Consider the following 26,621-nt stretch of genomic DNA (forward strand, 5'->3'; position numbering starts at 1 on the left):
TCTCATGATTTAATCATCTCATATTTCTCTTGAATTTTCCACCTAATTTTCATCTAAAATGTTATCTAAAATGTTATCCACAGCGGTTTCCGCAAGCTGTTTCCTATATAAGAACAAAAAAAAGGCACACAAGTGTCTTCTTTTTAATAAAATATTATGCAATTAATTTTGTACTCTCTAAATAGCCTTACTGTGTTGATTTATTAAATTAATAGGTATTTCTGGCTCTAGATGAATCATTACATATGAATTCCCTGGAAAAATGTTTTTGATTTCCTCTTCAATTTTATCGGAGAGACTATGAGCATCTATTAGTGATTCGTTTGCGAAAACATGAACATTCACATTAATTTCTCGTGTAGGACCACTTTTTCTAGTTTTTAAACTATGATATCTAGTAATCTCCATATGGGAGTCAAGTATATTTATTATCTTTGTAATATCATCATCAGGAAGTTTAGAATCTACTAAATCATTTAAAGACTTTTTGATTAAGTTTATAGAAGTCCTAACTATTAGTACTGCCACAACAATAGCAGTAATTGGATCGATAATTGGTATTTTTGTTATTTGCAATAATATAAGCCCAATAAACACACCGATTGAAGTGTACACATCTGTTAATAAATGCATAGCATCAGCCTCTAGTGCAATAGAATCTGTCTTTTTAGATGTTTTTAATAGTATCATTGATATAACAAAGTTAACTACCGCTGCAAGAAGCATTACAAATATACCAGCACCTACATTCTCCACAGTTCCACCTTGAAACATTCTTTTTATGGCTTGATAAACTATGAGAGCGGCCGCAAGTAAAATTAATAAAGCCTCAACGAAGCCCGATACATTTTCATATTTACCATGTCCAAATGGGTGACCAGCATCCTCAGCTTTAGAGGCTGCTTTAATTGAGAAAAAAGCAACAATGCTTGCTAATAGATCTATCGAAGAATGGATTGCTTCAGAAATAACGCTAACTGAGCCCATCAATATTCCAGCTATAACTTTAAAAAATATTAACGCACTATTCGAAAATATGGATAGTAATGCGCATTTTTGTTTATTCATTTTTATTCATTCCTTTCAAATTTAGATCAATTCATAATGATCCATAATATTATTATAGATCAAATAGAATCTAAAATCAAAAATTTTTTCAAATATTTAGTAAATTTGGTTTACAATTGATAATAATATTAAATTAAACTTATTTTGTGCTAATATAGACCAAATTGGTCACGAGTTTGGTTTAACATTTTTTTTTATTAATTCCATAAATGTTTTAGGGGTAACTACTATCACTTTTGAATTTTTCTTTAACTTATCCACAACTCTTTCAATATTCCTAAGGCTTTTACTCCATGCATGAACATATACAAAGGTATAACTATTAGCATTAGAAATATCTACTTGCCCCAAATCAACTCTATTATTAATGTTTGAAATAAGATCGACTTCACTTTCAATATTATCCCAAAGTAAGTCTCTACAGGATACAATAGGTTTATTATTAGACCAAATAATCTTACCATGATAGTCGTCGTGTTTATGATAATCAAGATAAAACAATCCATTTATATTATGCTTTTCAGTAAATTCATCCCAAAGATCATTATTATAAAAAGAGGAATCATCAATAATTGCTACATATTCCTCATCTACCTTTTTCATATAATCATTTAATCTATTAATATATTTACCAAGAGTATTCTTATTAAATTTACTTGGGTACATATAACCATTCCCAGATGGTGGTACTACAAAATAATCATTAGTTAATCCATGAGCTGCACTTTCATAATATAAGTTAAATACAGTAGGTGCTAAATAATATAAAGATGGACTTAATGACCAACCTAAATTAAATTTTCCTTTATCAGGAGAACCATACCATTTGTGAGAGCCATAATTAGTTCCAAGGTTCCACTGTTGATTATCCCCATCAGACATAATAAATGTTACATAATGTGCATTTTTTTTATTTAGATTACTAATCGAAGTTTTTTGAGTCAATGGTATTGAAGGGAAAGCGCTTAATACAGTTAAATTATAAGACCAATCCGCTGCAATCATACTAATACCATATTTTGAAGTTGTGCTAACATTAATAAATTCATCTGGTCCCCACCCTAAACAAATGGAGTCTTTCTCCATTGATGAAAATATTCTATCTCTAAGTGTTGTGTCTGTTATATTATCCTCATAAAATACTAAGGACTTGGTCATTATGGCATAGTCTCTTAATGCAGAAGCTTTTCCCGGAGATAATTCAATTATTATGGAATGGTTAAGTCCAGAATTCCATAAATTATCATACCCCCACTTTTCATCAGTACCTCGAGTGTCGCCTATAATCTTCTTGATCCCATAGATTCGTGATGCTTTATCTTGGATAGATTCGTCAATTGCAATGCAATTATTTAATGCTGCAAGTGAACAAGCATTATTTATTGAAGGATCTTTTAACGATTTATTATTGTATAGAACATACCCATTAATATAATCTTTAAATATATCTAATAAGTACCATGGATTTGTTATTAATTCATATGATATTCTATATCTATTTTTCAAATCTTCTAGCCATATTTGATAATCTGGCTGTTTTGAATTAAGAGTGTATATTTGCAGAGTAGATTGACTATTAACAACCCCTTGAAGTGTTGCTATCATTGTTCGCTCACTTGGCGTCATTGTATCTTGAGAAACAACATATAGATAAGTTGGAATTGTAGGATTTTTCATATAATTGTTAGTGCCAATAGCTTTTTTCCAATCACTCCAGCTAATACTTTCCATTGATGTTTTCCTTGCAGTATTTATAGAAGCTTTCTAAAAAAGTAATTCTTTCATTATTATTAAAAGATTTAATATGACTCTCATCAAAATTTGCGAGCAATAATTGTCTTTTTATAATATCATCAGATGTAACATCTTTGGAATTTTTAATCATATCATACATAATCATGAAGGTAGTAGTTCTTCCTATACCTTGTTTACAATGAAAATGTAGCCATGTATTCTTAGGTTGTGCTATTACTAATCTAACAAAATAATCAACCATGTCGTCTAGAGGTATTTTACCATCAGTTACAGTGATGCGTTCATATGATAATAATTTAGAATTAACAAGATGATATTCATTTTCAACTTTTATAGGAATTATAGTTATATTCTTGTGATTATAAAAATTCATAGGAACATTCAATTTAATATTATTTAATTTGTTATATTCGTCTATTATTACTTGATCCCTTGTTAACCCTATGTTAGCACTATTTTTTGCATTAGCCCAACTAACAGGATATCCATTAATAAATCCATGAGATTCTTGTCTTAAGTCAACAACTGTTATAGGTAATGACGTTTCTATGCTATTTATTACAAGAGGTAGATTATACTCAGAAAATTGCTGACTACCAGAAATATTTAATGTACTTAATCCAGTAAGGTTTAGATTTTCAGTATTCTTTGCAGTTAATATATCAGTAGATTTACGAAAGTTTTTTGGAATATCATAATAATTTTGTGAATCTAAAACAAGATTTACATTGTTTTCATTTAAAGATTCAATCTGATCTTGTGTAAATTTATCATCGACTTCTCTTGAATAAATTCTTTTATTAAAAGATCGTATCATATTATAGTTATAAAAATAAGGACAACAGTACATATATATCCCCCATCAAAATAATTTTCACTATATATTATGTATGAAAAATTGTTTTGACACTTTTTAACTTTGTTACTAGCCTTTATTTTCTAATAGTATTAATTAATAACCTCAAAGCGTCTGTATTTATTTCTCCGAATACTGATTTACCATTTCTTATTACTGTTCCAAAATGGTATTGGGGTGCTTTTGTTTTTATAATAATCTCTTTAATATTCTCAAAATTCAAGCCACCCCCAGCAATTATATTAATATGTTTTGACCTTTCTACCATGTTTTTTATAACCGAAGTATTTTCAAGTATATTTCCTATTCCACCTGATGTAAGAGTATTTTTAATTTGCCCATAAGCAGCTAAAATTTCTATACCCTTCACGGGATCAGTTAACTCATCAATAGCCTTATGAAAGGTTACATCAATTCCATCACATACATTTAACAGTTTTTCAAGAGAAGGAATACATATTTCATTATTTATATTTAAAGCACCAAATACCACACCATTAACATTAAGTTCTTTTGCAATTATAATATCTTCTACCATAAGTTCAATTTCTTCATTTGTATATACAAATGATTTTGCATGTGGTCGTATCATTACATTTACTGGTATTTTAACATTTTGCACTACTCTTTTAATAAGTGAATAGCTAGGTGTTAATCCTCCTTCTGATAATGCACTAACAAGCTCTATTCTATCAGCGCCACTTTCTTCAATTCTTCTTGCATCTTCTATTGTTGCTGCAATAATTTCAATCATCTTCTCAACTCCTAGATTTATCTAATATATATATTTGTTATTTTACCATATATAATATATTTTATATAAATAATAATATATAATGGGATTGGTATTATATTGCCGATTTTTTAATAAAGGGAGAGATCTTATTGATTACTTATATTAATAATAAAATACATGAATTTAACGATGTTGAGGAAGCATTTTCTAAAGCACCAACTACTGATGAAATATTTTGGCTTAATATTAATAACCCAAGTGAAGAAGATTTTAAATTTTTAAAAAATAAATTTAATTTTCATCATCTCACTATTGAAGACTGTGTTAATAAGTCGAAAAGATGTAAAATAAATGATTATAAATCATATCATTTTTTGATTCTTGTCACCTCAGACGGTCATACAAAAAATGCATTTTCTTATAATAACGTATATGTATATATTAGTTCAGGTTATATTATAACAATACACTATGGTGAAAATAAAATAGTAAAAAAAATTATGAAAGCTATAAACAATGGATTAAATATTGTTTCTAATGGAAGTGATTTTGTTCTTTATCATATTCTTGATGAGGCTTTAGACCAATTATTTACTGTAACGGATAAAGTTGAAGAAAAAATTAATGCCTTAGAAGAAGAATCAATGAACAATCCTGTTCAAAATACACTAAATAATATTATGCTAGTAAAGAAAAGCGTTATTAAGCTTAGACGGGTTGTTTCTCCTTTGCGTGAAGTATTAAATACTCTTTTGAGACACGATGATATTATAACTGAAAAATATAGAATATACTTTTCCGATATTTATGACCATGTACTTCGTATATATGATCTAATTGAATCTGATCATGAAATGGTTACATCTTGTTTAGAGCTTTATTCTTCTCAATTATCCAATTCCATGAATAAAATTATGAAATTTCTAACTATAATCACTACTGTCATGATGCCACTTACAATAATAACAGGTATTTATGGTATGAATTTTCAAAATATGCCCGAATTGAATGCTAGATACAGTTATTTTATAACTTTATTTATAATGTTTTTCATTTCCTTATTAGAAATTTTATTTTTTAAAAAGAAAAAATGGTTATAACACATAATTAATAATAAAGTAATATAATAGTGTATAATATGTTTTATAATTCATAATAATATTATTGGAAATAAAAATAGGTGGTGATACTAAATGAAACCAGTAACTATGTTCGTAACAAGCTGGTGTCCTTATTGTAAACAAGCATATTCTATGATGAAAAAGCTAAAAAATGACAACCCTGAATATGCCGCTATTGAAGTTAAAATAATTGATGAAGAACTTCATCCAGAAATAGCTAAACAATATGACTACTATTATGTTCCTACGTACTTTGTTAACGAAGTCAAGATCCATGAAGGCGTTCCCTCAATAGAAATTATTCGTAACGTTTTTAATGAGGCTCTTAAATAAAATACACCTACGATTTTATTCGTAGGTGCTTTTTTTGCCATAAATTGTATTCTTTTATATTGGTAAAATTTAGTTTATAAAAAAATATAACTTATAAAGTTGAACATAAAACAAAAGGATAAAAACGATTAATTTCGTTATCATCCTTTTATAAAATTTCATAACTAAATAAAATATGATTCTTTTAAACCTTAGAACATTTTTGCCTTAGAAAACAAATTTAATTAAATTTAATTAAATTTAATTAAATTTAACAACTATATTAACTAAGACTTACATCCACAAAACTCACTCATATCAACACATTTAGAGTTGATTTTATTAAGCTGTTAATTAAATTTTTATAAGATTTTGTAAAGTATAATAAAATTTCAATTGTATTTAAAACTATTATAGCTTTTTATTGAAGGTCATTCAATGTTCTGAATTCATATCCCTGACTTTTCCATTCTTTAATAAGACCGTCAAGAATCTCTGCATTAGTTTTTGAAACTGCATGTAGCAAACATATCATCCCAGGTTTTGTATTCTTTAAAAGAAATGCTTTTGCCGTTTCGGGATTAGGCTGATTTTTAGGATCATAATCTTTGTAAGCAAGTGAGAAGAAAATTGATTTGCAACCAAGTTTCTTAGTGTAATAAAGAGAAAGTTCACTAAAATTTCCCATTGGTGGTCTAAAGAATTTTGACATCTTAAGTCCACTTATATTATTAACAGTAGTTTCATTATCTTTAATTTCTGAATTGAAAGTAGTTTCATTCGTTATAGATGGCATAGATAAATGATGCACTGAATGGTTACCAATAATATGCCCTTCATTCATCATTCTTTTTACAAGATCAACATCTTTTATACTATTAAAGGAACCAGTTACATACGGTTGTGTTACAAAAAAAGCGGCCTTAACATTGTTAGCTTTAAGTGTATCAAGAATACTGGCTGTATAACCATTCTCATACCCCTCATCAAAAGTTAAATAAATTATTTTCTTAGATGTTTGTCCAAAAGCATACCCATTATATTTTAATAATAATGCTGCACTATCTCTTGGTGAATAAGCCCATGACCAATTAATAGTTTTCCTATCTAAACTTGTGGTATTATTTAATACTGTTGTTGAAATTGTTTTTGACTCGCCTTTACTATTTATACTATCCTTTGTATTTGATTTTTTATTTTCCGTTGTACTGCTACTGTTTTTTTGCTTTATATTATTCGAATTCGTTCCATTCGTGCTTTGTCTGTTATTTGCACAACCAGAAAGCGCAATTAATAAAATTAATATGAATGACATTTTTTTATATTGCAATTAAATCATCTCCTGGGTCGCTGTAATATTAACGACTTTCCTTGTGAAATATCGTTAATTCACCTCTAAATTAGTTTTTTTATATGAATTTTACTATGTATATTTTTCTGTAACACTAGACTTAATAGCTGTTAATCATTAAAATAAAATTCATTTTATCAATCTCTTATCTATTTTGTACTAATGATAATATTTTAATCCCTTTTTAGCTCAAAAAAGTAAAAAATTTCATAAAATAATTAATACAATTATTTTAGCTAAACTTCTACATATTTATTAACTTCTATTATATATACCTATAATATATCATTTTAAGTTCATTTTTATATGTTTATTATGTCTTTTTCTTAGACTTGTAGTATAAATAAAATCTTTGTGAACATATTCTGTTATAAGAGTATAATGTATATAGCAGCAATGGTTTTATATAGTTATAAAACCATTGTCGCGGTTACTAAATCAATTAGGAGGTTAATACATATGTTAAAACAAACACTAAAAGCAGATATTATTAAATATATGAAAAGTAGAGATAAGGTGAGATTAACTCATTTAAGGACTTTAATGGCTGACGTTAAATATAAAGAAATGGATTTAAAGAGAGAACTAACAGATGATGAATTAATTGTTATTATTGAAAAAACAATCAAACAATTAAATGAAACTCTTAGTTATGCTAAACAATCTAATAAAGAAGATATTATATCTGAAACAGAAACCGGTATAGAGATGTTTAAAATTTATATGCCAAAACAATTAACTGACGATGAAGCAAAAGCAATTATTACCCAAGTTATATCAGAAAATAACTTTAAGGGCAAAGGTGACATGGGAAAGGTTATGAAGGCTTGTATGCCTAAGTTGAAGGGACAATATGATGGCAAGAAGGTTAACCCTCTTGTAATGAAATTACTAGCATAATATATAAAAGGTAGTAAACTAGAAATATTTTTTTAGTTTACTGCCTTATTTTTTATTAATAATTTTCAGTGATTATTGTTTTCTCACTTGCATTAAGATCTTTGCTTTCCTCTACCTTATCAATGAATTCAACATCTTCTAATTTAGCTAAAGCATCTTCTTTAGTTATATTTTCTAAAATTTTAGCATAAAGTATTATTTCTTTATTTACATCTTCATCCCATTCAAAATCGGTCATTACACTATTAATGCCTAAATATTCTCCCATAGTTTTTGCACTAATATTAGAACCTCTATAAGTGTCAAGGCCTTCTTCTGAAATTATAATTTCATATGTCTTATCTTCCTTTAGCATTTATTATTCCTCCCTACCATATTTTTTAATACGCTAACTATAATGTTCTACATAACTCTTAAAATATACCTAAAATAATAGTCAATTACCATTTTATATATTTTTTATTTTTTATAAATATAAGAAAATCAAATAATTTCATTTTATATTGTGTATATATTAATGCTTTGATATACTTAATATATTGCTCGAATATATTTATAAATATGGTTGTAAAGGTGGTGTTTTAAATAGGGTGTTTACGTTCGATAGGCGGGATTATAGTATTCTTCTGGATCATGGGCTTTATATTTAAAATAGGTGGCAGTTTGATACATATGCTGCTAGTATTAGCTGTAATAGTATTTATTGCCGATAAAATTTCAGGAAAAAGGTCCTAGAAAACTATTATGCATAAAAAAGAAATTTAAGAATCTGTTATTATTAAGAAACAGCTAAGAGTATCTAATTTTAGATTCACTTAGCTGTGTAAAAAGCTGTTAGTACTTAACACAAATATTGCTCAATCATACCCATAGCCACTGTTAATGTTATTCCTAATTGTGGTTACTTAACATAAATTAACTAAACATAACATGCATTTTTTAACATATATTATACCCTTTAAAATTAAAATATACACAAAACAAACATAATATTGACACCTCTTTGACATTATTAATAGCTATAATTTAATTATACAAATAATCAAAATAACCATAAGGAGAAATTAAAATGAGAAATATATCTTTAAAGACCAAAATAATAACAGGATTATTAACAGGAGGCATATATTTTTCATCAATTGGTACAACTTTTGCAGCAACTGTTAAACCATTAAACATTAATGGGAAAACTCCCTTAACAAATGAATATAAACAAATCAGTACTAAATTACAACCAATTTTAAAACCAAAAGTTAAAAATCAAGTATTTACTAACTCTTTAACAAAAGATCAAGCTAGTAAAATTAAAGCTGTGCTTAATAGTAACAAAGTAACACCTAAAACATCAACTAAAGTAACTACTACTATAACTGAGAAAAAAAACAAAACATATATAGATAACAAAATCAAACATATAAATCCTTTAATCGCCCTAATTGATAATGGCACTATAACTGAAACTCAAGCTGAAAAAATTCTAATGAAACAACTATACTTATACCATGTACGACTGGCAAAAAGTATAGTTTAAAAAACAATTTATTACTATTGTAATGTGCCTTTGTTTTTATTAGAAAATAATTTATACCCTAAGTATAATATTAAAATAGATGGAACTCCAAAATAAATAGCTAGTTTTTCTATAGGATCAAATAACATGGCTATTACTACTACAGAATATAATATTATTGCTGCAATTGGAGTAAAAGGATAAAATAAGGTCTTATATTTTAGGTCCTTAACTTTATTCCCTGCAGATATAAAGCGTTTTCTAAAACGCATTTGACATATGCAATCAATAGTATAGATAAATATATCTAAACTAGCTAACAAGGATATAAGGAAAAGATATACCGTACCTGCCGCTACAAAACTTGATACAATTGCAAATGCTGCAAAAGCTAATGAAATAACAAGAGAATAAATAGGGACTTTTTTTTCGTTTGTTTTAGCTAATATTTTAGGGGCCTGATTATGTTTTGCAAGTGACCAAAGAGTTCTTACACTTGCATGTAAAAATGAATTAGCAGATGATAGTGCTGAAGTTACAACAATTATGTTAACTAAAAGTGAAGCTGAACTTACTCCTGCACTTTTGAACATATATGCAAATGGACTTCCAGCAAGATTTGCTTGCCTCCAAGGAAGTACACATCCAATTAGAATAATACATGCTACATAGCATAAAGTTATCATAATTATAAAGCCTCTTATAGCTTTAGGCATTTCGATTTCAGGGTTCTTACTTTCACCAGCTGCATTTGCAATAATATCAGAACCACCAAATGCAAAAATAGCAGTTAAAAGTGATGCTATAATCGCTTTAAATCCGTTTGGAAATGCTCCACCATCAGAAATAAAGTTTGTGAATCCAATAGGATTTTGTCCAATGAATCCTGTAATTATTCCTATTCCTGTAATAACAAATAATATTATAGCTATTACTTTAATACTTGCAAACCAAAATTCAGTTTCACCGAAATTTTTAGATGGCAAAATATTGAGAGTAGCTAGCATTACAGTAAATAAAACTACCCATACTAAAGAATTAACATTTGGTAAAATATTTTTCATTATAATGGATGAAGCAACTATTTGTGCAGTAACTGTAACTGCGCAGCTAATCCATTTCATCCAACCTGCCGTAAATCCCATGGCAGGACTAATAAATTCTGTTGCATAAGCTTGTACATTTCCTGAAACTGGCATTGCTACTGTAAGCTCACCAAGACAAGACATCATTAAATACATCATAAGTGCTCCAACCATATATGCAACTACAGCACCTCCTGGCCCTGCTGTATGAATAACATTTCCAGAAGCTAGAAATATACCCGTACCTATTGTTCCACCAATTGCATACATTTGAATTTGTCTTCCTGACATACGCCTATCAAGACCGTCGGATTTTTCAATTATATCTTTTACATTTCTTTTCTTTGTGTTCATTTTATACCTCCTAATTTAATATAAATACTTATAATTACTATAGTAACAATTAAATATTTGTATGTAACATTACTCACTTTTTAAAACATGCTTAATTACACTTTCTATTATTTTGGGAGTCTGTCTAACTACATCTTTTTCTAAAACTCTTTCCGTGAATTTATGAATATCTTTACCACATGGTCCTATATTTACACTTGGAATAGCCAACCTTTTTATCGTCTCAAATGGGATATCATACATGGTTTTCCAAAGAGGCATATTATATTGTATATGTGGTATTATTTTTTCACTTTCATTCAATGCTACATAACTCATATCAGAAATACCCATGAAATAATTTTTCTTACAATAGTTTTCATTACATACTTCATTCGCGATACGGATTATGACTTCATCAATTTTCGATACACCTTTATCTAATTTTTTAAAATCATTAATTGAAACATGTGGATAATAAGGTGGAGAAAATGCTAAAACTGCCAAAGGCGTTTTATCCGAAATATACTCTAATGTTTTACCAATTATGGCCAAACTGCTTTCCTGGATATTAATGATATTATTTTTTACATCAATCTTCAATTTGTTAATAGTCAATCGATAATCCTTAAGAAATTCATCTCCTGATTCCTCAATAGCATCATTATATATTTGTGCAAAAGTTTTAACATTACTCTTCCATGGTAAAATGCATTGGTCTTTATTCATCTTTCTTAAATGTCTGCTATAGTTACTATTCATTTGAACTATTACGTTTTCAAATGCATGTTTAGATATTTCAATTAATTGATCAAGTATTATATTTGGTGTTCTCTTTAGGGTTAAGATACTAAAATATCCACCAGCTGATTCTGGTGTAGATGCATCATAAAACTTTTTACCATCTCTAAAAAAAGTCCATGATGGTGGTGGTGATATTTCATCTTCTACAATGTCTGAAAAATCAGTATTAAGTTCCGTTTCACTTACGATTTGTGATAGTAACAAGATTGAATTAAATCCTTGAAAAATATCACCGATATGCGTTTTTTTACCCCTTACGTACACGACCGGCATTAATTTTCCCACAGAACCGGTATAAAAAACGCCTTCATTATTCTCTGTTTTTTGGTATGGTTCTGAATCAATTAATAAATTGTATTCCAGATCAAACTTATTTTTAATTTTTTCAAGTAAATTAACGCTTTGTCTCATTCCTAGCGATAGAGATTCCTCATCCGCAACTGATAAGAACAAAATATTACCATCCATATTGTCTTGCTTTGAGAACTTTTCAACAAGTGACAACTGTATTGCAATACCAGCCTTCATGTCCGCAGCCCCTCTTGCAAAAATCCATTCTCCGCTTGTTAAATCATCATTAACATTCTTTGATAATTCAACCTTTGGGAGCATTTCCTTCAATAAGTCAGGACTGTAAGCATAATCTTTTAAAGTTTGATAATCATTAGAATCAACAACATCATGATGATTAAGAAGAATAACAGTTTTCCTTCCCTTTCCTTTAATTAACCCCCAAACTACAGACCGTTCTAATGGATCGTTTTCAAGTAGATGTATTCCAACATTCATCACATTTTTATGGAAATAATCTAATTTTTGTAACCACCTATAAAGATACTTCTCAATGTCCTTCTCAAGTGATGTTCCTGTATCACTTTGCACTGAAACTAAATCTATCAGAATATCTTTGATTTTTTTTTCTGAGTCTTCTTTTATGACACTAGACATTCTCAACACCTCCGATTAAATTTGTTAAAACATATAACTATTCTATAATAGTTGTTACTTCGTTTCTTAGCATAATTTATTAGTACAAAGCATATTCATAGTTAAAATAGATAATAACTCTTCATTGAATTGTAATATACGATTGGGGGACTAGCGTTGAAATTTTGTACTAAATGTGGCCATAAGATTCTGAGAAAAAGTTATTTTTGCTCCCATTGTGGAAATGACTTAAGAGAAAAACTTAATAATAATTTTGCTAATCAAACTATTAATAATCCTACTAACAAAATTATTAATTATTCTATTAATAAAACTATTAAAGGTTCTACTGATGATTGTATTAATGATACTATTAACGAATATATTAATAGATCTATAAGTAATCCTACTAATGCGGCTATTGTTGAATCCACTGACGATTCTATCAGTGAGACTATTAACGAATCGACTGATGAATCTATTAATACGCCTGCTATTGAAACTACTAACAAATTCACTGATGAATTTATTAATGAGACTATTAACGAATCTACTGATAACTCTACTATTGATACTACTAACAAATCCACTGATGATTCTATTATTGCACCTGCTACACCAGATAAAGTTCATAACCCAACTCTGAAATCATCAAAAATGTTAAAAACAAGTCTTTTACTATGTACACTCTTTATAATACTTGTGGTAGCTATTATAACAATTAATAACTCACTAACTGATCCTACGAAACTTGTAACAAGATTCGAGAAGGACGTATCAACAAACAATACATCTGATTTAGCACATATAATATATACCAATAATGATAAACTTACAGTAAATAATCAGAGCCTATTACCTTTGCTATCTTCCTTTAAAAGTAATCCTTCATATTATAATAAAGTTATCGATAATTTAAAAAATGATGCCATTAGTCCTAAAAATATAAATAATTTGAACATAAAGTCAGGTAATATACTCACCTTAGTCAACAAAGGAAATTTTATGTTTTTTCATAACTACAAAATAATTGTTAAGCCATGTTTTGTTAACATAAAAACTACAGTTAAAAATGTCACTTTTTCAATTAATGGTACACAAATAGGTAAAAGTGATACTGATAATTCTTCCAAAAAATTTGGACCATACATTGCTGGGAATTATACAATTATAGCTAAATTTAAAGGCAAATATATTTCACAAAACAAGTCTTATCTAGTAAGTCTTGTATCAAATAATAAAGGTATAACAAAATTAAATGTTCTAGATGATATGAAATATATACATATATCTTCTGATTATTATAATGCTAAAATTTTTGTTAATGGCAAAGATACTAATGTAAAGGTTAATGATGCTACAAATTTTGGTCCAATAGATAGTTCTTCAAAAATAAGTGCTAGTTACATAGAATATGGCACAACTCTTAAAAGTAGAGAATATTCGCTTTCAAATGAAGATACAGACCTTTATTTGGCCTTTCAAAATTATACTGCTTATGGAAACACTGTTAAATATTAAATAGAATTATTTTTACTAACGTTTGAAGGAATATTAAAGTTTATATCGAATATATGTTATGTGCAATATTAGCACTAACAACACTAATAGTAAATTATAAAGTCAATTTAGGAGGAACACTATGTCATATTGTAGCAGTTGTGGTTGTGAAATTAAGAAGGATGATTTATATTGTCCAGGTTGTGGAGTTAAGGTAGATCAACCCTTAAATCAAAACTCAACCCAAAATCAAAACACAGAGAAAGTAGAACATGCATTTGAGCATGTCAAATCAATAACAAATGAAATTAATTTTGCTGAAATAATTAATACTTTAAAAAGTTCAGTATTAAAGCCTGTTTCTGGTGGTATTAACTTTGTTGCTAAAGCTCAGAAAAGCTCTGTTATCAGTATAACAATAATTCTAGCATTGCTACAAGGTATACTTGGTGTCTGGAGAGTAAATCAAGTTTTTAGCAATTTACAAGATATTATTCCAAAATATCTTATGTATTTTTCTTCGCTATATAGTTCATTGGGATCAAGTTCACCTTTTAACTTTACTACTGATGACTTAATAAGTTTAAATAAAACTATTAATCAATTTAAATCATTAATTACTATTCCTTATGGCCAAATATTTATTGGGAATTGTGCTGTTTACCTTATAGGTGTACTTGTTTTATTCGTTTGTATATACTTAGGAATAAATATTCTAGTAAAATCAAAATGCTCAGCATTCACAATATTTAAGGTTATAACAATTTCTACTTTACCTATTTTTACATGTGAAATTATATCTATCTTAGTTTCTTATTTCTCTTTATACTTAGGCATAGGTTTCTTAATTTTAGGAATATTAATTGCGGTTATTACCTTAGCTATTATAGTTAAAGAAAGTTTGCAACTAAAAGCAGATTTATGTGTTTTGGTTGCATCTATAGCCTCTTTAATTACTTTTGTAGCATATTATATATCAGTTCAAAATTTTATTACTTCTAATTTAGTAACTGTAATTAAATCAACAATTAACCTATATAGTAACTAATTATTTAATTAACAATAGAAGATTGGAGGACTTAAATTGAAATTTTGCACTAAATGTGGCAACGAAATTACAGACGAAAAACTTTTTTGCACCTACTGTGGTAATGACTTAAGAGGCGACGATACTAACAAGCCTGATTCAGTTGATGCTACTAATTCGTTCAAAAAAATTAATTTAGATAAAAAAAATGATCAAGTTGAAAATAAAGATTCAAACGAAAAAACTGATTCAAATGATAATATGGATTCAGTTGATGATACAGAATCAAGTAGTAAAACACCTATAGATAATAGTGCTTCTAATACTAAAATATCAAAACAGTCTAAGATAGTTATGATACTAATTGTTTTCCTAATAATAGCATCAGTCGTGATTATTAACGTTGGCAATTCTTTATCCGATCCAAATAAACTTGTAACAAGATTTGAAAAAGATGTTGCTTCTAATAATGCTTCTGATTTAGCGACTATACTATCCTCTAATGATTCAAGACTTAAAGTAGATAGTAAGAGCATCACCCCATTATTATCTTATTTTAAAAGCACTCCAGCATATTTTAATGATGTGGTTGAGAATTTAAAAAATGATGCCCTTAGTCCCAAGGATATTAAAAATCTTAGCATAACATCAGGCAATACGCTCACTTTAACTAAAAGTGGGAAAAGCTTTTTAATTTTTTCTAAATACAAAATTAACATTAAACCTTCTTTTATTAAAATAACATCTGCAGTTAAAGATGTCACTTTCTCAATTAACAATATTGAAATAGGTAAAAGCGATACTGATAATTCTGCTAAAGAATTTGGACCATACATTCCTGGCAATTACTCAATATTGGCTAATTATAAAGGAAAATATATTACTTTAAATACACCTTATCCTGTAAATCTTGTATCTTCTAATAATGGGATAACAGAATTAAGTGTATTTGATGATTTGAGTTACTTAAATATAACATCTGATAACCCTAGTGCTGAAATCTATATTGATGGAAAAAACACAAATGTGCAGGTTAAAGATGCTTCTCACTTTGGGCCTATAAAAAGTTCATCAAAAATATATGCTACATATGTAGAAAACGGTAGAACCTTTAAAAGTGAAGAATATCCAGTTTCAACTGGTGACACAGAACTTTATTTGAGTTTTGAGAATTCTACCAATGAATTAGATGATGCTAAAAATCAAGTAAAGGATCTTTTAGGCAATTATGCCTATTCATTAACACAGGGTATTAATATAAATAATGTATCATTAATTGACCCTTATGTAGCTTATGGAAGTCAACTATATAGTCAACAACAAACATATATTCCAACTACCTACGTAGCTGGAATACAAGAAGAAGTTATTTCAACTGATATTACTAATTACAACATTAGTGATGATAACAAATCTGGAAGCATAACTAGCTCTGAAGTTTATACCATTACACCTAGCGATGGTATCGCTTATAATAAATCTTTTAGTTATGTGTATCAGTTTAAATACAATGAATCTACATCTAGCTATCAATTTACAAGCATCAATAAAGCAAAATAAAGAAATAGCTGTAGCAATTTAATTTTGCTACAGCTATTTCTTTATTTTTAATTTATTTATGTTTGTCTAATAAATATTTACGTGTTATATCATAAATATTTTATTCTTTTTCTATCTCTGTATCATCGTATACAAAATTACAAGGATTACCTTCACAATTTAAAACCTCTTCATCATTTTCACCTGTATATATTTTTTTATTACTTACGTCTTTTCCAAGTTTCTTTGCCCAGTATTCTTCTGCTTCATCTTCCATTTTTTCAAGTCTAGTATAATAATCTGGATATTCTGATAAATGTGCAAGTGCTATTTTGCCTGTAACTAATGAATCATTATCTGTAACATTTGTATCAGGATCTATACTGCCATGTTCTAGTTCAACCATCATACCAATTTTAAATTGTTCTACATTAAATTTGCTCCAATTTATCCCAAGCGATTCGCCGATTTTCTTAGCTTCAGAACTTGTAAATGTTTTGTTTTTTGACATATAATCACCCTCCGTTATTCTATCTACATTATTAGTATTGCTTAATTTCATTTTAATATATCACTTTTCATTAATTAGAATATTTTTTCTTCATTATAACATCTATATTGCTATACTCCAACAACCTTCAACAAATGGTTTTCTTATTCTAACCCAAAAGAAAATCTAGCATTATTTCAGCTAGATTTAACCTAATATTCTTGTTATCCATCCTATAATATTATTAATACATCTTTACCACTTATTTAAAACATCTATCACATAATTAATCTCGTCTTCACTCATTCCATACCACATTGGTAAACTTAATACAGTCTTCGAGATTTCTTCGGCTATTGGAAAATCGCCAATCTTATAGCCTAAATCCTTATAAGCCTGTTGTAGATGTAAAGGTATTGGATAATGAATTAAAGTTCCTATTCCTTTATCTTTTAAATACTGCTGTAATTCATTTCTGTATTCGGCTCTCACAGGAAATACATGCCATATGGAATCCTTAACTAAATTCACATCTGGAAGAATTAATTTACTGTTATTTATTTTTTCAATATAGAACTTTGCGATTTTTCGTCTATCATTATTCCATTTATAAAGATTTTTTAGCTTTACTATTAAAAATTCCGCTTGTATTTCATCCAATCTTGAATTAACACCCTTATATTCATTGTGATATTTAATATTTGAACCATAGTTTCTTAAAGCCCTCACTTTTTGTGCCAAAACAATATCATTGGTGAGAATAGCTCCACCATCACCTAATGCTCCCAAATTTTTTCCTGGATAAAAACTAAAACCAGCTGCATCACCAAGGCTTCCTATTTTTTCACCCTTATACATAGCTCCATGAGCTTGCGCTGCATCTTCTATAAATTTCAGATTATATTTTTTACATAACTCTTTTACTTTATCAGCCTCTATAGGCCTTCCATATAAATGAACAGCAATAATTGCTTTAGTTCTTTTTGTAATAGCTTCTTCAATTTTATTTACATCTATATTAAATGTTCTGATATCTGGCTCCACCAAAACTACCTTGGCTCCAACATTCGAAACTGCTAAAGCAGTTGCTATATAAGTATTAGATGGCACAATCACTTCATCACCTTCACCTATATCATAACCCCTTAATATAAGGCAAAGCGCATCTAATCCATTGCCACAACTTATACAATAATCAGTATTGCAATACTTTGAAAAATCCTTTTCAAAATTTTCTACGCTTTGTCCCAATATAAACCAATTTCTATCATATACTCTTTTAAAAGATTCTATAATCTCATCTCTTATTTTGCTATGCATCGGTTCAAGATTTAAAAATGGTACTTCCACCCTAATCACTCCCTAATATCTTTTGACTGCCTCTTGCATATAAAAGTCAAAATTCCTTATATAATCATTTTCATTATAATAATCCGATGCAAGTACCAAAAGAACAGCACCCTCACTAAAGTCACACATTTGTCTCCATATATAAGGTCCAATATACAAACCAACTGATGTATTATCTAATATATATTCACTCTCTTCTTTTGGGTTTTTTACCTTTATTTTAACAGAACCATTAAGACATATGAGTACTTGATGAAGTTTCCTATGTGCGTGAAAACCTCTTTCAATTCCCTGTGGTACTTTGGTAATATAATATATACGCTTTATATCAAAAGGAACATCCACCGTTTCCTCTATAGGTGTTAAATCACCATATTTACTACTTATATTCATAAATTTAAGTAATGAACAATTATACATGTTGCCGCTCCTTAATATTAGTGTTTAAAGCTTTCTAAAAACTTTTTTAAATAGTCTTCGTCTAATTCAAAACTGTCCTGATAATAAACAATACTTGTATTATAATGAATTTTTGCGTCTAAATAATAACACTCTTGTCCTAATATACCAGCAATATTGGAATAACAGGTAAGTTTTATTTCTTTAGGTAAAATGCATATTACTTTTGCATTTTTATTAGCGAACAAAATATTTGTAAATCCAGCGCCACTTGCACCAGCTATGAATTCAGCTTCAGAAAAAGTCTTTAATTGATCCTGAAAAGACATTTCTTCTGGATATATTACTTCATAACCATACTCTTTAAAAATTTGTTCAATTCTATTTTGATTAGTTACTCTAATTAGACTACAATTTCTCCTAGATATAAATAATTTTCTTGTTATATTATTATTAATGGATAACTTATCATGAAGCAGTCTTACCGCTACTTCATTAATTATATAATCATCATATCTTATCAATACATCTTTTTTAAAATTCATAGGTGAAATAATTAAGTCTGACAAATATACTAATTTTTTAATATTATAAGAATATCCTTGTTTTAAATAAATTATTTTCCTACCATGTAAATTTAACATATCTAATTCATCTTTGAAGGATTGAATTCTAAGACATCTTTCATCAACTAATATTGGGACTTTATTGTATTCTCCTAAGTCATCAATTAGACATAATTTAGACAATGATTCCAAATTAAAATGGAAATAATTAAAAGATGCATTTGCTATAAGCATAATTCCTTCTTCAATTATCTTAGTTGAATTGTTATAACAAACAGAGGTAATATTCTTATCCACAAAAAGTGCATTACCACATATTAGTTCAAATCTGTTTTCATCATCCATCAGTGGTAAATCATAAATACAGTTATCATTTTCATCAAAAATTATACTATTTCCCCCAATTATATTTACATTATAAAGTTCCGCTATATAAGTTTCGGGATACTTAACATATACATAATTATTGACTTCAGGATTATCTCTGTAATCTGGTATATAAATTTTCTGAGTATACTCTTTTTGTTGAATAGAATATTTAAAATTATGGATATTACAATATTCTTTACATGAAATATTCTTTAAGTTCTTTTCAATGTTCATTTAGTGATTCCTCCCTTTTTAACCATTGCTTATATCCTAGCTTCTCCCATGGCATTCCCCTAGAAAAAGTATACTTCCAGGGATAAACTTGCTGCCCCGTCTGCTTATTTCTTATCTCTTGTATTTGAGATTTCTTCTTTGCTGGATTACCAACTACCAATGTTTCTTTTTCTACATTTTTACTTACCACACTTCCTGCTCCAACTAATGAATTCTCACCTATATTTACTCCAGGTAAGATTATGCTACCAGCAGCAATTGCTGCATACGCTTCTACTGTAACTCCTATTATGGTTCTAGACGGAGGTGTTGGATCATTAGTTAATATAACATGAGGGAAAATCCACACATAATCTTTTATTACACTTTTTTCTCCCACAAATACGTTACTATGCAGGCTAACATAATTACCTATGCTACAATCTTCTTGCACATCACACAAGGTTCCAACTCTAACGTTATTTCCTATGATTGACCTTTCTCTTATAGTTACCCTGTGCCCAGTTTGAAAATTACTTCCTATAGTTGTTTCACCATAAACAATTGTGTCGCTCCTAATTAATGCATTTTCTCCAATTACTAAAGGATGAACCTTGTTTATTCTATCAGAATAGAAATCCATTAAATATTCTCCAATAATACATCTAGCTCCAATATAACTTCCTTTTTTTATATGAACATTATCTCTTAATATTACCCCGTAATCTATATAACAATTGTCTTCTATTATTACATTATCACCAATAATTACATTTTCTTTGATCATTGCACTATTTGAAATCATACAATTATTCATTCAATCACCCTCAAATTGATTTAAAAACTTTCTTAGATATTCTTCATCTAATTTAAAACTATTTTGATAATACCTAAATGGTGTTTCTTTAGAAAGCAGAGCATCTAAAAAATAACACTGTTGCCCGAGTATTCCTGCTATATTTGAAATCCAAGGCCATTCTATGGCTTTTGGTTGTATACATATAATTTTTGCATTATTATTAGCAAATAAAATATTAGTGAATCCTGCACCATATACCCCAGCTATAATTTTAGCTTCAGAAAACAATTTTAACTTTTCAGCAAAAGACATAAGTTCTGGAAAAATCATTTCATATCCATTATCTACAAAAATTTGTTCGACTATATCTTGATTTTCAAGTCTTGGGTTACCTGATGCTTTCCTAGAAATAAATACTTTTCTAAATATATTACTTTTAATTGATAAATTTTCATTTAACAATTTGATACCTAGGCTATTAAAGACACAGTCTTTATTTTTAAGCGAATAACCCTCTTTAATCTGAAAAGGATAAATTCCTAAATCTGAAATATATGTTAATTTTTTTATATTATAAACAGACCCTTTTTTTAAAACAACAATTTTTCTTACATTCTTATTTAGCATTTCTAACTCTTCCATAAATTGAGGTGTATTAGTACAAATTTCATCTATCAATATTGGAACATTATCGTATTCATTTATTTCATTAATAAAACATAATTTAGATAACACTTCTGTATGAAAATGAGAAAAATTATAAGAACAAGCTCCTATAAGCATTATTCCTTCATCAACAGTTTCAATTGGTTCATTATAGTTAATACAAGTAATATTTTTATCTACATATGTTGTGTTATTACATTTTAAATCATATTTATTTTCATCATCATTAAATGGTATATCATATATACCATAATTATTACCATCAAAAATTATATAATTTTCACCAATTATATTTACATTATTTAAATCAGCTATATAAATTTCAGGATACTTAACATTTATATAATTATTAGCTTTAGGATTTTCTCTGTAATCTGGTGTATAAATCTTCTGATAATCTTCCTTTTGTTGCAACGAATATTTAAAATTATGAATATTGCAGTATTCTTTACATGAAATAGTTTTTAATTTTCTTTCAATGCTCACAAATTAAAACCTCCTTTTAGCTTTAAAATGTCTAATATATTTTCTTCTACTTGTAGGTTACATCCTTGATTGTATTCACATAAGGAAATATTTCCTTTTCTTTAACTAGAACTAAATCATCATTATAAATTTTATCATTCTTATCATCTCTATTAAATGAGATACCTCCCTTTCTGTACTTAACAATATATTGTGGTAGAAATCCAATACTACATCCATTCCTTGATAAATACAGCCATCTTGGATAATCCTCTAGCAACTTATATTCCTCATCATACATACCATATCTATCTATAAGTTCTCTTTTATAAGACATACCAGGCGCAGGTATAAAATTACCAGCACACAATAGTCTATAACAATCAATAGGGTTCCCATGTATTTGTTTAATATATTGCCATGTAGGAGTTGTTAATAAGCATTCCTTTAATTGTTCATCAAACTGCGCTACATATCCGGCTAATACCAAATAATTTGATTCTAAAAAATATTTTACAATATTACTTATAACCTCAACATCAAATAGTACATCATCACAAGCAAGGTTAATAAAATAATTACCACTAGCTAAGCTAATTGCTTTGTTTAAATTCTTAACTGTTCCTAAATTGTTTGAATTTTGATTTATTACATAATTAACCATATTTCCTTTTTTATTATCCAGTATAAATTGTTCTATTTCATCTTTCTTAAAGTCGCTAGAAAAATCATCGCTTATAATAATTTCAATCTGCTGGTAATTCTGCTCTAAAATTGAATTTAGACATTCTTTCATATATTTTAAATTATTATAAGATAGAACCAATACACTGACTAGATTGCTATTATCCATAAATCAATCTCCTTTCTTATTCATTATTTTCGTTTAAGAAAGATTCGATCTTCTCACAAAGTTTTATCCATTCAAAGTTCTCTTTTGTATAAATTTGAATATCCCTGCATACTGTTTCTAGTCTTGCTTCATTTAAGCAAACTGTTATCATTTCACTTGCAAGAGCTACATGATCATTTATAGGAAACACACTCCCATATTTTTTGTCATCAGTGATATCCCATGCAGGATCTATATCTGACGAAATTATATAGCAACCTTTATTAGCAGCTTCTCCAAATACATTTGGGAATCCCTCACATCTTGAAGTAAGACAGAAAATTTTTGCCTTTTTATACTCTTCCTCAATTAATTCTCTATCGTTAATTCTTCCGGTAAAAATAATTTTATCTTTTAATTCTGGATTAGTCTCTATAAAATTATAAACATATGCTTGAAAATATGGTTCTATACTCCCTATAAGTTTTAACTTCCAGTTTGTTAGATTTGGGGATGCTAATTTAAATGCCTCAAGCAAAACTTCTGTGGCTTTTTCATAAGTTCCCAATCTTCCTACCGTAATGATTGTATTTTCTTTCTCTTTGTATTCGATATTTCTAGTAATACCCGCGTTATAATACCCATTTGGTATATATTCAATTTTTACTGGCCAATTTTCATAGAGTGTATTTTTAAGGTTTTTACATTCCACCGAAATAAGAGCACACTGATTCAGCAAATCAGTATTCTCCTGACCAAGTACTATTCTTCTTAACCAATGTATATTTAAGTCAAGTTTCAAATAAATTTTCCCTTTTGGATTAATTGATTTATACCTTTCTATCATTCTTAAATTAAAATCATAATAACCTATAAGCAATAGAACATCCGTATTTTCCAAAGCATTATTAATAATGGCATCATCAACTGCATAAATCATTGTGATATTTTCCTTTGTTACTTCATCATAATTTTCTTGATTTTTATTACATAAAATCGAACTGTTGTAGTTTAAATATTTACTAAATATCATAGTAATTATGCCCAAATCTTTACATAATTCCACATCTACAAAACTTGGCCAGTATAAGGTAAAATTTTTTTTCATTTTAATTATCATTCCTTTCTCTAAGCTTTCAATATCCGTTTGGATTGTTAACTTGAAAACGCCAAGCATCAATACACATATCTTGAATATTTTTTTCTGCACTCCACTTTAAAATAGTTTTTGCTTTTATAGGGTTTGCATAACATTCCGCTATATCTCCCAATCTAGGTTCTGATATTACATATGGTATTTTTTTATTAGTAGCCTTTTCAAAGTTTTTAACTACATCTAAAACACTATATCCCACTCCAGTTCCAAGATTATAAGACTGGATATCTCTACTTTTCGCAATTTTTTCCAAAGCTTTTAAATGTCCCTTAGCAAGGTCTACAACATGAATATAGTCTCTAACTCCTGTGCCATCATGTGTAGCATAATTACCACCAAATATACTTAATTTATCTCTTATGCCCACTGCCACCTGAGTAATAAATGGCATCAAATTATTTGGTATGCCATTTGGATCTTCACCTATTCTTCCGCTTTGATGAGCACCTATAGGATTAAAATATCTTAATATAGCTATACTCCACTCTTTATCTGATGCATAAATATCTTGAAGAATTGTTTCTATCATTAACTTAGTTCTGCCATAAGGATTAGTAGCACTTAGAGGAAACTGTTCGCTTATAGGAACACTCTTTGGCATTCCATAAACAGTTGCAGAGGAACTAAAAACTAATTTTTTAACATTGTGTTTTTTCATTTCTTCACAAAGTATAAGTGTACCTGTAATATTATTATGATAATAAAGAATTGGTTTTTTTATAGATCCCCCTACGGCTTTAAATCCAGCAAAATGTATTACAGCTTCTATTTTATTTTCAGAAAAAATCTTTTCTAAAATAACTTTATCTAAAATATCTGCCTCATAAAATTTTAAATGTTTTCCTGTTATTTCTTGAACTCTCTTTAATGATTCTGCTTTACTATTAGAAAAATTGTCCACAACTATAACCTCATATCCTGAATTTAATAATTCAACACAAGTATGGCTTCCAATATAACCTGCTCCTCCTGTGACCAGTACTTCCATAATAAATCTTCTCCTTTTGAATTATAATTTTCATACAATTCATCATATGGATATGGGAAATAATAGTTCCTAGTCATATTATTCATCTTTTAATTGCATCCCACTATAAACTCTTCTGAAACTTAGCTACATATTCATAAGATAAGAAATATCCTTTCATCTCAGGTCCTACAATGTTACAAATATTATCTAATAACTTATCATCTTCTGGTGCTAATTCATTGTAATAATGAAATACAAATGGATTAGTATATCCACACTCGTCAAATATTTTGTATATATCTGTTAAAGTAAAAAATTTATTATTGCTTCTATCTAAAATTGAATTTTTATCATACATAAAACTTCCACTTAATAACCCTTTTATAACTGAGACATGCATTACGTTGGGAATGGTTGCAATTATATATCCTCCAGGCTTTAAAAATTTTTTCACTTCATTTAAAAGTTTAAAGGGATCCTTACTTTGTTGTAGTCTATTTCCAATAATTATATAGTCAAAAAAATTTGTTTTATCTTTTTCAAAGCTCATATTATAATTTTCTTCAAAATCCTCTGTCATTGTTTCTAAAATTTTCTCACCTAGCTTTGCTATATTATGATTTGTTTCTATACCATATATCTTAGAATTAGGGTATTTATATTTTAATTTAAGTAGCGTTGCCCCAAGTCCACAGTCAAATTCGAGTATAGTAAATTCATTTTCTTTTGGCTCATTTATACGCTCTAATATGTCAAATTTTACTGTATTACTTACGTTAGAATTAAAACCCCACTTATCTTCAAGTTTTTTACGATTTACAGTTAGAATATTGCTAAATTTAGTATAATCTTTTTTGAAAGATGAACTACCAAAGTGGTGTATGAAACTATCATTACACAGCATCATCTTGTATCCTGCTTCTATAATTCTCATGCTTAAATCATCATCTTCAAAATTTCCAGGTGAAAACCTTTCATCCAAAATGCCAATTTTATTAAGAACATCCCTTTTTATAAGCATACAAAATGCCACAAGTCTAACTTTTTCTTCCCACTTATTTGGATTTGAAATATTAATAACTTCTGCAAATGGAATCATATCTTTAACATCAATATAAGGCACACTTATAGACTGATAATTAGAGCAACTGTTAGTTATAGAAGCAACTCCTCCAATTTTATCATCACTATATATACATGTTTTAAGGTTATCAAGCCACCTTGGAGTAACTACAGTATCATTATTTAATAACAAAATATCATTTTCTTTTTCTGCAGCTGCTATCCCAATATTACAGCCTTTTGGAAATCCTACATTTTCATCATTTAAAATAGCCACTATATCCTTCTGATCTTTAAGCCACTGTCTTGTTCCATCAGTAGAATTATTATCCACTACAATTATTTCATAGGTATTCTCTTTAGTGTATTTCCTTATGCTATCAACACATATAAGGTTATAAACGAGATTGTTGTAAGTTAGAATTATTATAGAAGTTTTTCTACTTTTAATCATTACTTT

Annotated in this window: 24 protein-coding genes and 1 pseudogene; 8 read left to right on the forward strand and 17 right to left on the reverse strand. The window is 28.2% G+C overall.

Annotated elements, in window-relative coordinates; genetic code table 11:
* Window positions 1–177 precede the first annotated feature (177 nt).
* From KPL38_RS02025 to KPL38_RS02040, 3 genes and pseudogenes are all read right to left on the reverse strand, one after another.
* Window positions 178–1,068 carry a cation diffusion facilitator family transporter gene (locus KPL38_RS02025; protein ID WP_216286256.1) on the reverse strand — a complete coding sequence of 297 codons (891 nt, stop codon included), beginning with the start codon at window positions 1,066–1,068 and terminating at the stop codon, window positions 178–180.
* 168 nt (window positions 1,069–1,236) lie between these two features.
* A pseudogene (locus tag KPL38_RS02030) lies at window positions 1,237–3,562 on the reverse strand (GxGYxYP domain-containing protein); the annotation flags it as partial.
* A 193-nt stretch (window positions 3,563–3,755) separates the two neighbouring features.
* Window positions 3,756–4,433, reverse strand: coding sequence for a copper homeostasis protein CutC (locus KPL38_RS02040; protein WP_216286268.1), 678 nt, complete (start codon window positions 4,431–4,433; stop codon window positions 3,756–3,758).
* Between the two features lie 131 nt (window positions 4,434–4,564).
* Here KPL38_RS02040 and corA point away from each other — a divergent pair, with 131 nt between their 5' ends.
* Window positions 4,565–5,515, forward strand: coding sequence for a magnesium/cobalt transporter CorA (corA, locus tag KPL38_RS02045; protein ID WP_216286270.1), 951 nt, complete (start codon window positions 4,565–4,567; stop codon window positions 5,513–5,515).
* A 93-nt stretch (window positions 5,516–5,608) separates the two neighbouring features.
* Window positions 5,609–5,869: a glutaredoxin family protein gene (locus tag KPL38_RS02050; protein ID WP_216286272.1), complete on the forward strand. Its 261-nt coding sequence runs from the start codon at window positions 5,609–5,611 to the stop codon at window positions 5,867–5,869.
* A 400-nt stretch (window positions 5,870–6,269) separates the two neighbouring features.
* On the opposite strand, the gene KPL38_RS02055 is transcribed toward KPL38_RS02050, so the two are convergent.
* On the reverse strand, window positions 6,270–7,178 hold the full coding sequence (locus KPL38_RS02055) for a polysaccharide deacetylase family protein (RefSeq protein ID WP_246577769.1): 909 nt from the start codon (window positions 7,176–7,178) through the stop codon (window positions 6,270–6,272).
* A gap of 480 nt (window positions 7,179–7,658) precedes the next feature.
* On the opposite strand from KPL38_RS02055, the gene KPL38_RS02060 reads away from it, so the two are divergent.
* A complete protein-coding gene (locus tag KPL38_RS02060; protein ID WP_216286274.1) occupies window positions 7,659–8,099 on the forward strand; it encodes a GatB/YqeY domain-containing protein in 441 nt (146 codons plus the stop codon).
* A gap of 55 nt (window positions 8,100–8,154) precedes the next feature.
* On the opposite strand, the gene KPL38_RS02065 is transcribed toward KPL38_RS02060, so the two are convergent.
* Window positions 8,155–8,454, reverse strand: coding sequence for a hypothetical protein (locus tag KPL38_RS02065; RefSeq protein ID WP_216286276.1), 300 nt, complete (start codon window positions 8,452–8,454; stop codon window positions 8,155–8,157).
* A 248-nt stretch (window positions 8,455–8,702) separates the two neighbouring features.
* Between KPL38_RS02065 and KPL38_RS02070 the strand changes: the two genes are divergently transcribed.
* The gene (locus KPL38_RS02070) at window positions 8,703–8,834 is read left to right on the forward strand and encodes a lmo0937 family membrane protein (protein WP_312884136.1); all 132 of its coding nucleotides are present in this window, start codon (window positions 8,703–8,705) and stop codon (window positions 8,832–8,834) included.
* Between the two features lie 334 nt (window positions 8,835–9,168).
* Window positions 9,169–9,630 (forward strand): hypothetical protein, encoded by a 462-nt coding sequence (locus tag KPL38_RS02075; protein ID WP_216286277.1) that lies wholly within the window; start codon window positions 9,169–9,171, stop codon window positions 9,628–9,630.
* Between the two features lie 14 nt (window positions 9,631–9,644).
* On the opposite strand, the gene KPL38_RS02080 is transcribed toward KPL38_RS02075, so the two are convergent.
* Window positions 9,645–11,048: an amino acid permease gene (locus KPL38_RS02080; RefSeq protein ID WP_216286279.1), complete on the reverse strand. Its 1,404-nt coding sequence runs from the start codon at window positions 11,046–11,048 to the stop codon at window positions 9,645–9,647.
* 69 nt (window positions 11,049–11,117) lie between these two features.
* Window positions 11,118–12,779 (reverse strand): M20/M25/M40 family metallo-hydrolase, encoded by a 1,662-nt coding sequence (locus tag KPL38_RS02085; RefSeq protein ID WP_216286281.1) that lies wholly within the window; start codon window positions 12,777–12,779, stop codon window positions 11,118–11,120.
* 156 nt (window positions 12,780–12,935) lie between these two features.
* Here KPL38_RS02085 and KPL38_RS02090 point away from each other — a divergent pair, with 156 nt between their 5' ends.
* The 3 genes from KPL38_RS02090 (at window position 12,936) to KPL38_RS02100 (ending at window position 16,845) form a co-directional block, all read left to right on the forward strand.
* Complete coding sequence (locus KPL38_RS02090) at window positions 12,936–14,279, forward strand: zinc ribbon domain-containing protein (RefSeq protein WP_216286283.1); 1,344 nt, start codon at window positions 12,936–12,938, stop codon at window positions 14,277–14,279.
* A 121-nt stretch (window positions 14,280–14,400) separates the two neighbouring features.
* Window positions 14,401–15,306, forward strand: coding sequence for a zinc ribbon domain-containing protein (locus tag KPL38_RS02095; protein ID WP_216286284.1), 906 nt, complete (start codon window positions 14,401–14,403; stop codon window positions 15,304–15,306).
* 36 nt (window positions 15,307–15,342) lie between these two features.
* The gene (locus KPL38_RS02100; protein ID WP_216286286.1) at window positions 15,343–16,845 is read left to right on the forward strand and encodes a zinc ribbon domain-containing protein; all 1,503 of its coding nucleotides are present in this window, start codon (window positions 15,343–15,345) and stop codon (window positions 16,843–16,845) included.
* Between the two features lie 100 nt (window positions 16,846–16,945).
* On the opposite strand, the gene KPL38_RS02105 is transcribed toward KPL38_RS02100, so the two are convergent.
* From KPL38_RS02105 to KPL38_RS02150, 10 genes are all read right to left on the reverse strand, one after another.
* Window positions 16,946–17,335 (reverse strand): DUF5661 family protein, encoded by a 390-nt coding sequence (locus KPL38_RS02105; protein ID WP_246577771.1) that lies wholly within the window; start codon window positions 17,333–17,335, stop codon window positions 16,946–16,948.
* A gap of 234 nt (window positions 17,336–17,569) precedes the next feature.
* A complete protein-coding gene (locus KPL38_RS02110) occupies window positions 17,570–18,664 on the reverse strand; it encodes a DegT/DnrJ/EryC1/StrS family aminotransferase (protein ID WP_216286288.1) in 1,095 nt (364 codons plus the stop codon).
* A 12-nt stretch (window positions 18,665–18,676) separates the two neighbouring features.
* A complete protein-coding gene (locus tag KPL38_RS02115; RefSeq protein ID WP_216286290.1) occupies window positions 18,677–19,084 on the reverse strand; it encodes a sugar 3,4-ketoisomerase in 408 nt (135 codons plus the stop codon).
* Between the two features lie 17 nt (window positions 19,085–19,101).
* Entirely contained in the window at window positions 19,102–20,232 is a 1,131-nt protein-coding gene (locus KPL38_RS02120) for a glycosyltransferase family 61 protein (protein WP_216286292.1), read from the reverse strand.
* Window positions 20,222–21,028, reverse strand: coding sequence for an N-acetyltransferase (locus tag KPL38_RS02125; protein WP_216286294.1), 807 nt, complete (start codon window positions 21,026–21,028; stop codon window positions 20,222–20,224). Before KPL38_RS02125 ends, KPL38_RS02120 begins: the two co-directional genes overlap by 11 nt.
* Window positions 21,029–22,162, reverse strand: a complete 1,134-nt coding sequence (locus KPL38_RS02130) for a glycosyltransferase family 61 protein (protein ID WP_216286296.1) — start codon at window positions 22,160–22,162, stop codon at window positions 21,029–21,031.
* 46 nt (window positions 22,163–22,208) lie between these two features.
* Entirely contained in the window at window positions 22,209–22,994 is a 786-nt protein-coding gene (locus tag KPL38_RS02135; RefSeq protein ID WP_216286304.1) for a glycosyltransferase, read from the reverse strand.
* Between the two features lie 16 nt (window positions 22,995–23,010).
* A complete protein-coding gene (locus KPL38_RS02140) occupies window positions 23,011–24,081 on the reverse strand; it encodes a glycosyltransferase family 4 protein (RefSeq protein ID WP_216286306.1) in 1,071 nt (356 codons plus the stop codon).
* 28 nt (window positions 24,082–24,109) lie between these two features.
* Window positions 24,110–25,117: a UDP-glucose 4-epimerase GalE gene (gene galE, locus KPL38_RS02145; RefSeq protein ID WP_216286308.1), complete on the reverse strand. Its 1,008-nt coding sequence runs from the start codon at window positions 25,115–25,117 to the stop codon at window positions 24,110–24,112.
* A gap of 103 nt (window positions 25,118–25,220) precedes the next feature.
* Entirely contained in the window at window positions 25,221–26,615 is a 1,395-nt protein-coding gene (locus tag KPL38_RS02150; protein ID WP_216286310.1) for a glycosyltransferase, read from the reverse strand.
* Window positions 26,616–26,621 lie beyond the last annotated feature (6 nt).

The organism is Clostridium psychrophilum, assembly GCF_018861705.1.
In the GTDB taxonomy this organism is placed as follows: domain Bacteria; phylum Bacillota; class Clostridia; order Clostridiales; family Clostridiaceae; genus Clostridium_AD; species Clostridium_AD psychrophilum.